The following is a 12,896-nucleotide window of genomic DNA, read 5'->3' on the forward strand; positions in this document are numbered from 1 at the left end:
CCATGATCGATTTCGAAACCTGTTTTGCCCAGTGTCCGCTGGTCGCGATCATTCGTGGCGTCAGGCCTGAGGAGGCCGAGGCCGTGGGCGAGGCGCTGTTCGAGGCAGGCATCCGCATTATCGAGGTGCCGCTCAATTCGCCCGACCCCCTGTCCAGCATCCAGCGGCTGGCCCGTGCGTTTGGCGATCGCGCGCTGATCGGGGCGGGCACCGTGCTGCAAGCCGGCGACGTGCAGCGCATCGCCGACGCTGGCGGACGGATCATCGTCGCGCCCAATGTGAACACCGACGTCATCGCGGCGGCCGTCGCGGCGGGGCTTGTGGCGGCGCCTGGCTACTTCACCCCGACCGAAGCCTTTGCCGCGATCCGCGCCGGGGCCAAGGTGCTCAAGCTGTTCCCCGCAGAAGCAGGCTCCCCCACGCTCGTCAAAGCGCACCGGGCGGTGCTTCCGGCCGATCTGCGCCTTGTTGTGGTGGGTGGTGTCACGCCCGAAAAAATGGCACCCTATCTCGAGGCGGGCGCAGACGGGTTCGGCCTGGGGGGGGCTCTGTACAAGCCCGGCATGACCGCGGCAGACGTGCGGGAACGCGCAATGGCTTTTGTCGGCGCGTTGGCTAGGGAGAAGGCATGACCATTCGCATCGCCATCATCGGCTTCGGCAAGATTGCGCGAGACCAGCACGTGCCGGCGATCGCCGCCGATCCGCAATGCGAACTCGTGGCCGTCACCAGCCGCAGCGACAATCCCGGGATCGGCGTTCCGTGGTTCCGGGAGGCCGCCGATCTCTTTGCCGCCATGCCCGGCAAGCTTGACGCCGTGGCGATCTGCACCCCGCCCGATGCGCGCTATGCGATCGCCTGCCAGGCAATCGAGGCGGGCTGCGCGGTGCTGCTCGAAAAGCCCCCGGCAGCGACGCTGGGCGAGATCGAGGCGCTGGAGCGCCATGCGCGCGCGGCAGGCACCTGCCTCTATGCCAGCTGGCATTCGCAGCATGCGCCGGCAGTGAAGCCGGCCGCGGCGCTGTTGAAAGACGGTGCGGCGGTCTCGCGCTTTGGCATTGTCTGGCGCGAAGACGTGCGCAAATGGCATCCCGGGCAAGACTGGATCTGGCAGCCGCAAGGCTTTGGCGTTTTCGATCCCGGGATCAATGCCCTGTCCATCGCCTCCTCGATCCTGCCCATGCCGTTGTTCGTCACCGCGGCCCGGCTCGAGGTGCCCGCGAACCGCCAGGCGCCGATTGCCGCGCAGATCACTTTCGCCGGCGCGGCGCATACTGCCGATTTCGATTTCCGCCATACTTCCGAAGCGGAGGAATGGACGATTGCGATCGAAACCGCCGCGGGCCGCAGGATCGAACTGCGCGATGGCGGCGCGCGGCTCATCGTGGATGGCACGGAGCAGGCGCTCGAACACCAGGGGGAATATCCCTCGATCTATGCGCGCTTTGCCGAACTTGTCGCCGGCCGGCAGGTGGAAGTAGATCGCGAGCCGTTGCGGATCGTGGCCGACGCCTTTCTGGCTGCGCAGCGCATTGCCGTTGCACCGTTCGCATGGACAGATGAAAGCGGATAGCGGATCGTGTGAAACTCTAACGACAGCCGGGGGGGCAGGACATTGGACACGCTGGAGGGGAACGGGACCCGGCCGGGTCCCGACGGGGCAGGGCGCAACCTGACCTACGGGTTGCTCGACTCGCTGGGAAAAGCGATTTTGACCGGGCGATACGACGATATGCCGTTTCCCACCGAGTCCGATCTTGCGCGCCATTATGGCGTCAGCCGGTCGGTCACGCGCGAAGCGGTCAAGATGCTGACCGCCAAGGGGCTGTTGACCGCACGGCCGCGCAAGGGGACGAGCATTCAGCCGCAGTCGAACTGGAACCTGTTTGATCCCGACGTATTGCGCTGGCTGCTCGACAGGAAATTTTCCCTCAATCTGCTGCGCCAGTTCACCGAACTGCGCCTGGCGATCGAACCGACCGGCGCGGCGCTTGCCGCGGCTTCCGCCGATACTGCCGGCATTGCCGCCATCAAGGCCGGTTTCGCGCGCATGCTGGCGGCCGACGCGGGCGAGGACGATGTGCTAGAGGCGGATATCGAATTTCATGTTGCAATGCTGCGCGCGTCGGCCAATCCGTTCTTTGCGCAGTTTCAGGATGTCGTGTCGACGGCACTGCGCACGTCGATCCGTTTCACCAACCGGTTCAAAGGGCGCTCCGCCAGCCTATCGCAGCATGACGCGGTGTTGCGCGCTATCGAACATGGCGAGCCCGACCAGGCGCGCCAGGCGATGACGGCCCTTATCACAGATGTGATGAGGCTGATCGCCGAGGCCGAATCGAAAGGTTGACGATGAAGTGCATTGCCGACGTCGGTGCCACATTGGGCGAGGGGCCGATCTGGGACCCGCGCGAGAACGCGCTGTACTGGGTCGATATTCCCGAGCGGCGGGTGTTCCGCTGGTCAGAGGCCGAAGGAGTGCGGGCGATCGCGACGGCGGAGCACGTATGCTCGCTGCTTCCGCGCGGAAAAAGCGGTTTCGTGGGCGGCGGATACGCGGGCTTCATTGCGGTGGACAGCACCTTTGCCGTTTCCATCATCGCCGATCCCGAGCCCGACCTGCCGGGCAACCGTTTCAATGACGGCAAGATCGACCGGGCAGGGCGGCTGTGGGCCGGCACGATGGACCGCGCCGAGGCGCAGGACAGCGGATCGCTTTACCGGCTCGACGCCGATTTCAGCTGGCATCGCATGGATACGGGATACCGGGTGACCAACGGCCCCGCTTTCAGCCTCGACGGGCGCGTGCTGTTCCATACCGAATCCGCCAGACAGACCGTCTATGCATTCGATCTGGCTGCCGACGGCACGATCGGCGGGCGGCGGGTCCACCTGACCTTCGGCGAAGGCGATGGCTATCCCGACGGGATGACTGTCGATGCCGAGGGCTGCCTGTGGGTGGCGTTCTGGGATGGCTGGTGCGTTCGTCGCTTCGCACCTGACGGCACGCTGCTGACAGAGATCAAGGTGCCGGTGCAGCGCCCGACCAGTTGCGTTTTCGGCGGTGCGGGGCTTGACCGCCTGTTTATCACTTCGGCCAGCCGCGACCTGTCCGCGCAAGAGCGTGCCGGTCAGCCTCTGGCGGGCGGCCTGTTCATGATCGATGCGGGCGTGCGCGGCCCGGTGGAGCGGATGTTCGCGGGCTGATTGTCACCGACGCTATCGGGCGGTCCGGGGAAGCATCTTGGCATAAAGCGTGCTTACGCACCGTCCGGCATCGGCCAGTGCCCGCTCGATGGGTTTGGTGCCTGCGGTTGCGGATAGCAGTTCTTCGCCGACCAGTCCCTGCACGGCGCTTTGCCGCCCCACATGATCGGGCGGTTGTGCGCCCCTGCGGGCAATCGTGGCAATGTCCTGTAGGTGCAGCAAATCCTTGAATGCCTTGGTTTCCAATACGGGTTGCAACAATGGCAGCGGCCCCATGCGCGAACACTCGAAATTGTATCGGGCCGGATAGGCGACAAGCCGCGCGATGCCGGTTGGAACCGTCTACGCAGATGTCGGTTGCACGAGAAGCGCCCTATCGATGCGGGAGAGTTCCGATCGCCACGTTCATGTTTTCCACGGGCGTCGAAAACAGCGTCCCCACTATCAACAATGGCCGCACGCGTGTCGACGAGATGGAAAGTTGCGGCCATTACAAGCACTGGCGCGAGGATTTCCAGCTCGTGGTGGATACCGGCATCGGTTATCTGCGCTATGGCCCGCCGATCCATACCACATGGCTTGCGCCGGGCAGGTATGACTGGGAATTTGCAGACATTACCTTTGCCGAATTGAAGCGGCTTGGCATCGTGCCGATCGTGGACCTGTGCCATTTCGGCGTGCCTGACTGGCTGGGCAACTTTCAGAACGGCGATTTTCCCGCGTTGTTCGAAGTCTATGCCCGGGCCTTTGCCGAGCGGTTTCCCTGGGTGCAGCTTTATACGCCGGTCAACGAGATGTTCATCTGCGCCATGTTTTCGGCGCAATATGGCTGGTGGAACGAGCAGCTTTCCAGCGACACCGCTTTCGTCACCGCGCTCAAGCACATCGTGAAAGCCAACGTGCTGGCCATGCGGGCGATCCTGGAGATCCGGCCCGATGCGATCTTTATCCAGAGCGAATCGTCGGAATACTTCCACGCCGAAAATCCCGCGGCGATCCGCCCGGCCGAGCTGCTCAATTCCAAGCGCTTCCTGTCGCTCGATCTCAACTACGGGCGACGGGTCGATTCCGAAATGTACGAATACCTGATGGATAACGGCATGACGCGGGCGGAGTATCACTTCTTCCTCGACAACCGCCTCAAACATCACTGCATCATGGGCAACGACTACTACAAGACCAACGAACATCGCGTGGCTGCCGATGGCATGACCTGCGCTTCGGGCGAAGTGTTCGGCTATGACGAGATCACGCGGCAATATCATCGCCGATACCAGTTGCCGGTCATGCATACCGAAACCAATCTCAACGAAGGGCCGTTGGGTACCGAGGCAGCGGACTGGTTGTGGAAGCAGTGGGCCAATGTCCTGCGCGTGCGCAACGATGGCGTGCCGATCGTGGGCTTCACCTGGTACTCGCTGACCGACCAGACCGATTGGGACTCCGCCCTTCGCGAGATCAGGGGCAACGTCAACCCACTGGGCCTTTATGATCTGAATCGCAAGATCCGCAAGGTGGGCCAGGAATACAAGACGCTGATTGCCGCCTGGCGCGACGTGCTGCCGACGCAAAGCGTATGCCTTACCGTGCCGGTTGTGCCGCTCGACGAGAGCGGCACGGCCCGCACGCCGGCTCTTGTTCAGCAGGCCCCGCGATGAGCGCGCGCATCGTCCTGCGCACAGGCGCGCTCGAACTGACGATCCTGCCGGAAGCGGGGGGAAGCATCGGACGTTTCGACCACGTTTTCGGGGGCGGGCGCCGTGCCATCATGCGCGGAACCGACGAGGCGGCGCCCCATGCGAACGAGGCTGCCAGCTTTCCGCTGGTTCCCTTTTGCAATCGCATACGCGGCGGCAGCTTTGCCTGTGAAGGCAAGACGATCCGGCTGATGCCGAACATGCCGCCCGATCGCAGCCCGTTGCATGGCCAGGCATGGCTGGCGCGCTGGACAGTGCTGTCCTGGGGAGAGGACCGGGCAGAGCTGGCCTATCGCCACGATCCCGGCGAATGGCCCTGGGCCTATGAAGCCAACCAGCGCTTCATGCTGGATGGAGACGGGTTTTCGCTCGTTCTGGCCTGCCGCAACCTGTCGGATACGGCCATGCCCTGCGGTCTTGGGCTGCACCCCTATTTCCCGTGCGATGGGCAGACGATCATCGACACGCAGGTGGATTGTGCATGGACAATCGATGCCGATGTCCTGCCTGTCGCCAAAGTTCCGGCCACGGGCCGGTTCGATCTGCGCAACCGGCGCGTCTGCGGCCAGGACCTCGACAACGGCTTTGGTGGCTGGCGCGGCGCGGCGCGCATCGTCTGGGCAGACGGCATGGCCCTCACGTTCTCGTCGCCCGATGCCCGGTTCTTTCAGGTCTATTCGCCTGCGGAAGGCGGAGTGTTCGTGGCAGAACCGGTGCAGCATGCCAACGCGGCGTTGAATGCGCCCGAGGCGGAATGGCGGGACCTGGGAATCGCGCTGCTCGCCCCGGGCGAGGGGCGCGAAATGCGAGTGCGCTTTGCGGTTGCACCGCCAGCAGGAACCGCGCCCGCGCACCGGGAGTTGCTGTCGTGACCTCGCCGCCGCCGTTCAACCCGTTCTTCATGTTCGCCACCGGCATTGATTCCACCGCGCCCAAGATCGACGGGGTACGCCACGATCAGATGGAAAAGACCGGGCATTACGATCGCTGGCGCGAGGATATCGAACTGGTGCGGCAGCTAGGCACGCGCTACCTCCGTTTTGGCCCTACCATCCACCGCACGTTCCTGGGCCCCGACAGGTTCGACTGGGGACACGCGGATGCCGTGCTGGGCGAGGTTCGCAAGCACGATATCGTGCCCATTGTCGATCTGTGCCGCTTTGGCGTGCCGGACTGGATCGGAGATTTCCAGAATCCCGATCTGCCCCGGCTTTTTGCCCGCTATGCCCGCGCTTTTGCGCAGCGATATCCGTGGGTGCAGCTCTACACGCCCGTCAGCGCCATATTTCATGCCGCGTTCGGCTCGGCCAAGCTGGGCGCTTTCAACGAAGCGAAAACGGACGACCGCAGCTTCGTCAATGCGATCAAGCACCTTACCGCGGCAAACGTGCTGGGCATGCTGGAAATCCTCGACGTGCGCCCCGACGCCATTTTCATCCAGAGCGAGCGAGCATCCTATTTTCACGCCGATGCGCCCGGCGCCATCGCCGAGGCCGAAACGCTCAATGCCATGCGGTTCCTTTCGCTCGACCTGACCTATGGACACCGCGTGGACTCGGGGATGTATGAGTTCCTGCTCGATAACGGGATGACCCGTCAGGAGTATCGGTTTTTCATGGAAACCCGCCTCGGGCGCCATTGCGTGCTCGGTACGGATTACTACCCCGACAACGAGCGCCGGGTTGCCGAAAACGGGAGCCGCCGCCCCGCTGGGGAAACGCTGGGTTACGATGACATCTCCACCCAGTATTACGAGCGTTACCGGCTGCCGGTGATGCATACCGAAACCAGCGCGCCGCAGGGCATGTCGAGCGAGGAAGCGGTTCAATGGCTCTGGAAGGAGTGGGCCAACGCTCTGCGCGTGCGCAACAACGGCATTCCGCTCGTGGGCTTCACATGGTTCCCGTTGATCGATCAGATCGATTGGAGCGAGTCAGGCCGTCCCATGGCCGGCGCGGTTCCTGGCCAGGTGAACCCGGTTGGCCTGTTTGATCTTGATCGCAAGATTCGGCCCGTCGGCGAGGCCTATCGCCAGCTCATCCTGATGTGGCGCCATCTCTTGCCGGCGCAGAGCATGTGCCTGCTGCTGCCGATTGTCCTGCCGCGGGAGTATGACGAGCCGCTTGCCGTCCATCGTCGCGAACAGATCCACCGCTATTACACCCAGCAGCGCGAAGACCTGCCGCCCAATCCGTTTGCTTGAGCGCCCCATGAACAGATGAAGGGGTGCTCCGATAACACGGCAAATAGAGATAGGGGCGGGGCCGCGTTGGCCCCGCCCCTTTCTATGTCAAGGCGATCAGGCGGCCGAGGCGATCTGGGCTGCCCGCGTCGTTCCTGCTGCCGTTTTGACGACCGGGGGCGCTTTGACAGGCCCGGCTTCCACCCCCGCTTCCAGGTTTTCCGAATTTAGGAACGTTCGGCGGAACGTGGCCAGGGCCTGTCCGACGATCTGGTCCATATTGTAATAGCGGTAGGTTGCCAGGCGCCCGACGAAAGTGACGTCTTCTTCGGCGCGGGCAAGCGCTTCATACCGTTTGAACAAGGCCTGGTTTTCTTCGCGCGGGATCGGGTAGTAAGGATCGCCTTCCGCCTGCGGGTATTCCCGCGTGATGCTGGTCTTTTCGTGCTCCTGGCCCGTCAGATGCTTGTATTCGGTGATCCGGGTATAGGGCGTTTCGGTGTCCGGATAATTGACGACGGCCACGGGCTGAAACCACGTCGTATCCAGCGTCTCGTGTTCGAAAGACAGCGAGCGATAGGGCAGTTTGCCGAAGCGGTACCCGAAATATTCATCGATCGGCCCGGTAAAGACAAGGTGCCTGTGCGAATAGGCGCCGCGCACCTGCGCATAATCCACGCCCAACAGCAGGTCGATCCCGGGATGATCGAGCATACGCTCGAACATCTTCGTATAGCCTGCGGCCGGCATGGCCTGGAACCGGTCGGTGAAATAGCGATCGTCGGTGTTGGTGCGTGTCGGCACGCGCGAGGTGACCGCCTTGTCGAGCTGCGAGGGGTCGAGGCCCCATTGCTTGCGCGTGTAGCCGCGAAAGAACTTTTCGTAGAGTTCGCGCCCGACCGCAGAGATCACCACATCCTCCGACGTTTCGATAACCGGCACCGGTTCTGCACGCGCGGCAAGAAATGCTTCCGCGGCCGCATCGGTTTTCAGATCCAGACCGTAAAGCGCATTGATCGTGGTACGGTTGATCGGGATCGGCACCAGCAAGCCGTCCACTTTGGCCAGCACGCGGTGTTCATAAGCGCGCCATTGCGTGAACTGCGAGAGATAATCAAAGATGTCGGCGCTGTTGGTATGGAAAATGTGCGGCCCATACTGGTGGATCAGCACGCCGGCAGCGTCGAGCCGATCATAGGCATTCCCGCCTATGTGAGGGCGGCGATCGACCACCAGCACGCGCTTGCCGATCGACGCGAGCCGCTCGGCCATGACCGATCCGGCAAAGCCTGCGCCCACTACCATGACATCGTAATCTTCCGGCGCTTCGGCCGGCCAGGTCGTGGGAGAAACGACAGGATGGAGCGGGCGGCCCGTGGCCAGTTGTGCATCGATCAGGTCCCGCATGCGTTGCACCGTCTCGTTCCAGCCCGTCTGGAGCAGGAAAGCATCGGCTTGCGCCAGCCAGTCGCCGCCGTGACCGGCGAGCGCCAGCGCCTCCTCGCAAGCGGCGATGAACGCTTCGCCACGTTCGGCAATCCTGACGCCTTCCATCGCGCCATAATGGCGCACCACGTCTGTGATCGGTGTGGAAACCACCGGTTTGCCGGCGGAAAGATATTCGGGGGTCTTGGTCGGACTGATGAACCTGGTCGCGTCGTTAATCGCGAACGGCATCAGTGCGACATCCCAGTTGGCGAGATAGGCAGGCAATTCGCCGTAGGATTTCCCGCCGAGATAATGAAGGTTGGCGCGCTGCGGCAGGTCCGCGAGCTCGATCTTCACCACCGGGCCGATCATCACGATCGACCATTCGGGGCGGGCGTCGGCCAAGTGCGCCAGCAAATCCAGGTCCATGCGCTCGTCAATCACGCCATAGAAGCCCAGGCGCGGCCGGGGCAGCGCGCACTGATCGCGCGGGTCATCGACAGCACCACGCGCTACGATGAAATGGTCCCGCTCCACGCTCGAAGGGAACGGATGAACGCGTGGGTGGCGATCCCGCTTGGCCTCGTAAAGCGAAAAGCCACCAGTAAAGACAAGGTCGGCCGTTTGCAGCAGTTGCGCTTCGCGCGTCAGCAATTCCGGCGGGGCGAACTTGAAGTTCGCCAGTTCGTCCATGCAGTCGTAAACGACGCAGTCGGCTTCGAGATGCTGCGAAAACGACAACATCATCGGCGTATAATACCATAGCAGCAGTTTGCTGTCGCGGTTGGCCTGCAGGGTATCGAGCAGGACCCGCAGCGCAGCGTCAGTGGCTCGCTGGTCCAGATTGTCGGGCAGTTCGGGGCAGGCGATGGTTACGCCGCTCTTGGCGCAGGGCCGCAGCGAAAGACGCGGCTCGTCCAGCCCGGCAATCTGCTTCGGTTCTTCCCAAAACACCACTCGATAGGCATCGGCAAAGCCAGTCATCAGATGTTGCGGACGCTGGAACACGAAATCCCAACGCAGATGACTGAAGCAGATCAACAAGGGATCATGCTTGCGGTCGTCAAACGATCGAACGCCGAACGATCGAAATTCGCCGCAGGTCGATGCCTTGTATGACATGATATGTTCTCCGATGTGCATTATCAGGGAACACATCCGGCGCTTCATGGTTCCGGTGTTTGATATAGATAAACATTTGTTATTATTATTTGTTGGGTATCAGGTTTGGTATCGACCATTTAAGGGCCGGGCAGATGAACGATCTCGAACTCTGGGCAGGCGCCGAATGCACTGTCAACCGCACCGGCGATACGTACCACGACCAGTTGATCCTGACCGGTCATCACGATCGGCTCGAGGATCTGGCCGCGCTCGGTTCCCTCGGCGTGAAAGCCTTGCGCTTTCCAGTGCTGTGGGAGCGCGTGGCACCCGAGCCGGGCCACGAACCGGACTGGCGTTGGAGCGATAGGGGGCTGAGCCTGCTGCGCGAGCTTGGCATACGCCCGATCGTGGGGCTGCTGCACCATGGCAGCGGGCCGCGGCATACCTCGCTGCTCGACCGCAGCCTGGTCGATGGACTGGCGGCGCATGCCCTCGCGGTTGCGCGGCGTTATCCCTGGGTGCAGGACTGGACGCCGGTGAATGAGCCGCTGACGACGGCCCGCTTCTCGGCGCTTTATGGCCTCTGGTATCCGCACGCGCGGGACGAGCGCGCGTTCTGGACGGCGTTGCTGACACAGATTGAAGCCACGCGGGCCGCCATGCGGGCCATTCGCAGCATCAACCCGGGCGCACGGCTGATCCAGACCGACGATCTTGGCCGAACCTATGCCACCGCGGTCCTGGCCGATCAGGCCGGCTTCGACAATGTCCGCCGATGGATGGGCTGGGATCTCCTGTGCGGACGGGTAGGCCCTGGCCACGTGTTCTGGGGGCGTCTTTGCGCGTATGGTTTCGAGGATCGGCTGCGGTCGCTGGTGGACGATCCCTGTCCGCCGGATGTGATCGGCATCAACCACTATCTGACCAGCGACCGCTTCCTCGATCACCGGTTGCAACGCTATCCCGCGCATACGCATGGTAGCAACGCCTGGCAGGCTTTTGCCGATGTCGAGGCCGTGCGGGTGCTCGAACCGGCAAGCCGGGGCCTGCGCGGCGCGTTGGAGGAAGCCTGGCAGCGTTATGGCTTGCCGATTGCATTGACCGAGGTGCACAATGGCTGCTCGCGCGAAGAACAGTTACGCTGGCTTGCCGAGGCTTGGAGAACCGCCAGCGACTTGCGCACCCGCGGCGTCGACGTGCGGGCGGTCACCGCCTGGGCACTTTACGGGAACAGCGGTTGGAACACGCTGCTGACCGCACCCGGGCTATATGAAGCGGGAGCCTATGACATGCGTGGCGGGAATGCGAGGGCGACGGCGGTGACCCGGCTGCTGCGAAGCCTGACGATGGGGGAAGATGCCCCATCCGGGATGCAGGGGGCGGGCTGGTGGCGACGCCATTCGCGGCTGCATCACGCAACGGTCGGCCGCCCCGCGCCGTTGCACGATCATCTTGTGCCCGGTGATGGGGGCAAACGGCGTATGCTCCTGATCGTCGGCGCCACCGGTACGCTGGGCCAGGCACTCGCCCGTGCCTGCGCGCACCGCGATCTTGCCTGCCATGCCACGCGGCGGCAGGAACTTGATCTACACGATCCGGCCAGCATCGCGGCGGCGCTGGATCGTCATCAGCCATGGGCCGTGGTCAACGCCGCCGGCTGGGTGCGCGTGGACGATGCCGAGGACCACCCCGAAGCCTGCCTGCGGGCCAACGCGCAGGGCGCCGTCGCGCTGGCAAAGGCCTGTGCCGCACGCCATATCGGCACGGTCAGTTTTTCCAGCGATCTCGTATTCGGCGGGGCAGACCAGATCCGCTATAGCGAAAGCGACGAGCCGGCACCGCTCAACGTCTATGGCGAAAGCAAGCGGCTGATGGAAAGCCAGATTGTCGCGCTTCCCGGCGAACATCTGGTAGTGCGCACGGCGGCCTTTTTCTCGCCGCACGATCCCTATAACTTCGCCAGGGCAGTGGTGAATAACCTGCGCCGTGGCCAGCGATTTGCTGCGGCCGCGGACTGCGTGGTATCGCCCACTTACGTCCCGGACCTGTGCGAAGCGACGCTCGATCTGCTCATCGACGGGGCTACCGGCCTCTGGCACCTCAGCAATGCAGAACCGGTGACCTGGGCCGAATTTGCCGCACAGGTGGCACGCGCTTGCGGCCTTGACGACACTTTGATCGATGCGGTTCCCGGTGCGACGCTGGGGTGGAAAGCGCCACGACCTCGCGCCAGTGCGCTGGTCAGCGAAAAAGGTGCGCCCATGCCGCCGCTTTCCGATGCTATCGAAAAGTTCGCAGGTGCGTTGGTTTAGCCACAATCCCTTGGGAAAAAATGATCTTGATTTTTGCCGCATATGGTCAATTTTTTCTCGAACTGGTATCAAGCCTTTAATGTCAAACGGTATAAGTGAAGACCATGAAGAGCTTGCCCGATCTCCTGTGCCCCGATGTCCCGCTGCACACCGGTTGCAACCTGCCCAAGATGGCAGGCGATCGCGTGATGATCGGCAGCAATCAGGGCCCTGTGTTCGAGATCGTTCACATTGCCGGATCGCTGGCATGGGTCCGGCCAACCGCCAACGGCCAGGAAGGCCTGGTGCCGGTCGAACGTCTGCGCCTGGTCGACTGATCTCTTTAGCGCGCGCCGCGCGGTAATTTCTTGGAACAAAAGGTACAGATGGGGTTTGCTGTTGCAAGAGGACTGCAGCGTGAAACCTTATTCCGGCACCGCTTTCGATACGCGATCGGCGACTCTGGCGCCAGCGCTCCTGTGCGCGGGGGATCATGTCGGTCTGGAAGACGACATCGGCGCCGTCTATCAGATCGTCCATGTCTCGCAGCACAAGGCCTGGGTCCGCCCGCTGTGCGAGGGAACGCAGCGTATCGTGGACATGCGGAATGTGCGGCTCACGCTTTGCGTGCCGGGGAAACGGGCACTTGCACACTGATGCGGTTGACGCAAATGTAGCGGCAAAATCGGCTCTGGCTTGTGATCCAGTTCGTCAAGAATGCGGCTGGTGAGGTCACTGCGCTGTGCGCGTCGCGAAAGCTTCCCGTTTCCAATTTCGGATTTGCCCGAAATTCATCCGACATTCTAGGTTTCGTGGACAAAGGGTATCCAGTGTAGGACGGCGACGAGATTGACGAAGCCGAGGTATGACTCTTGGGTTTTGTCGTAGCGGGTAGCAATTCGGCGCCAGTTCTTGAGTTTGTTGAACAGGCGCTCGACGAGATTGCGCCAACGGTATTTCTCGCGGTCGTGTGGCACCGGGTTGCTT

12 protein-coding genes and 1 pseudogene are annotated in these 12,896 nt (G+C 62.8%); 10 read left to right on the forward strand and 3 right to left on the reverse strand.

Features of this window, described 5'->3' with window-relative positions:
• Positions 1-2: 2 nt before the first annotated feature.
• The 4 genes from AC3EDY_RS15495 to AC3EDY_RS15510 are packed head-to-tail and all read left to right on the forward strand — an operon-like array spanning position 3 to position 3,207.
• The gene (locus tag AC3EDY_RS15495; RefSeq protein WP_488573410.1) at positions 3-632 is read left to right on the forward strand and encodes a 2-dehydro-3-deoxy-6-phosphogalactonate aldolase; all 630 of its coding nucleotides are present in this window, start codon (positions 3-5) and stop codon (positions 630-632) included.
• A complete protein-coding gene (locus tag AC3EDY_RS15500; RefSeq protein ID WP_488573398.1) occupies positions 629-1,573 on the forward strand; it encodes a Gfo/Idh/MocA family protein in 945 nt (314 codons plus the stop codon). Before AC3EDY_RS15495 ends, AC3EDY_RS15500 begins: the two co-directional genes overlap by 4 nt.
• A 51-nt stretch (positions 1,574-1,624) precedes the next feature.
• Positions 1,625-2,350 (forward strand): FadR/GntR family transcriptional regulator, encoded by a 726-nt coding sequence (locus tag AC3EDY_RS15505; RefSeq protein ID WP_488573411.1) that lies wholly within the window; start codon positions 1,625-1,627, stop codon positions 2,348-2,350.
• Positions 2,351-2,352: 2 nt separating this feature from the next.
• Positions 2,353-3,207, forward strand: coding sequence for an SMP-30/gluconolactonase/LRE family protein (locus AC3EDY_RS15510; protein ID WP_488573399.1), 855 nt, complete (start codon positions 2,353-2,355; stop codon positions 3,205-3,207).
• Positions 3,208-3,219: 12 nt separating this feature from the next.
• Here the strand turns inward: AC3EDY_RS15510 and AC3EDY_RS15515 are convergent, their stop codons facing one another.
• Complete coding sequence (locus AC3EDY_RS15515; protein WP_488573400.1) at positions 3,220-3,483, reverse strand: hypothetical protein; 264 nt, start codon at positions 3,481-3,483, stop codon at positions 3,220-3,222.
• Between the two features lie 131 nt (positions 3,484-3,614).
• Between AC3EDY_RS15515 and AC3EDY_RS15520 the strand changes: the two genes are divergently transcribed.
• The 3 genes from AC3EDY_RS15520 to AC3EDY_RS15530 are packed head-to-tail and all read left to right on the forward strand — an operon-like array spanning position 3,615 to position 7,107.
• Positions 3,615-4,865 carry a family 1 glycosylhydrolase gene (locus tag AC3EDY_RS15520; protein ID WP_488573401.1) on the forward strand — a complete coding sequence of 417 codons (1,251 nt, stop codon included), beginning with the start codon at positions 3,615-3,617 and terminating at the stop codon, positions 4,863-4,865.
• Complete coding sequence (locus tag AC3EDY_RS15525) at positions 4,862-5,776, forward strand: aldose 1-epimerase (protein WP_488573402.1); 915 nt, start codon at positions 4,862-4,864, stop codon at positions 5,774-5,776. The genes AC3EDY_RS15520 and AC3EDY_RS15525 overlap by 4 nt, the downstream gene beginning before the upstream one ends.
• A complete protein-coding gene (locus AC3EDY_RS15530) occupies positions 5,773-7,107 on the forward strand; it encodes a glycoside hydrolase family 1 protein (RefSeq protein ID WP_488573403.1) in 1,335 nt (444 codons plus the stop codon). Before AC3EDY_RS15525 ends, AC3EDY_RS15530 begins: the two co-directional genes overlap by 4 nt.
• A gap of 96 nt (positions 7,108-7,203) precedes the next feature.
• On the opposite strand, the gene glf is transcribed toward AC3EDY_RS15530, so the two are convergent.
• Positions 7,204-9,636: a UDP-galactopyranose mutase gene (glf, locus tag AC3EDY_RS15535; RefSeq protein ID WP_488573404.1), complete on the reverse strand. Its 2,433-nt coding sequence runs from the start codon at positions 9,634-9,636 to the stop codon at positions 7,204-7,206.
• Positions 9,637-9,770: 134 nt separating this feature from the next.
• On the opposite strand from glf, the gene AC3EDY_RS15540 reads away from it, so the two are divergent.
• The 3 genes from AC3EDY_RS15540 (at position 9,771) to AC3EDY_RS15550 (ending at position 12,566) form a co-directional block, all read left to right on the forward strand.
• Positions 9,771-11,930, forward strand: coding sequence for a family 1 glycosylhydrolase (locus tag AC3EDY_RS15540; protein WP_488573405.1), 2,160 nt, complete (start codon positions 9,771-9,773; stop codon positions 11,928-11,930).
• 95 nt (positions 11,931-12,025) lie between these two features.
• Positions 12,026-12,247: a hypothetical protein gene (locus tag AC3EDY_RS15545; protein WP_488573406.1), complete on the forward strand. Its 222-nt coding sequence runs from the start codon at positions 12,026-12,028 to the stop codon at positions 12,245-12,247.
• A 79-nt stretch (positions 12,248-12,326) separates the two neighbouring features.
• Positions 12,327-12,566, forward strand: coding sequence for a hypothetical protein (locus tag AC3EDY_RS15550; protein ID WP_488573407.1), 240 nt, complete (start codon positions 12,327-12,329; stop codon positions 12,564-12,566).
• Positions 12,567-12,712: 146 nt separating this feature from the next.
• Here the strand turns inward: AC3EDY_RS15550 and AC3EDY_RS15555 are convergent.
• Positions 12,713-12,896: pseudogene (locus AC3EDY_RS15555) on the reverse strand (IS5 family transposase); the annotation flags it as partial.

Source organism: Novosphingobium sp. DS6-6, assembly GCF_057784975.1.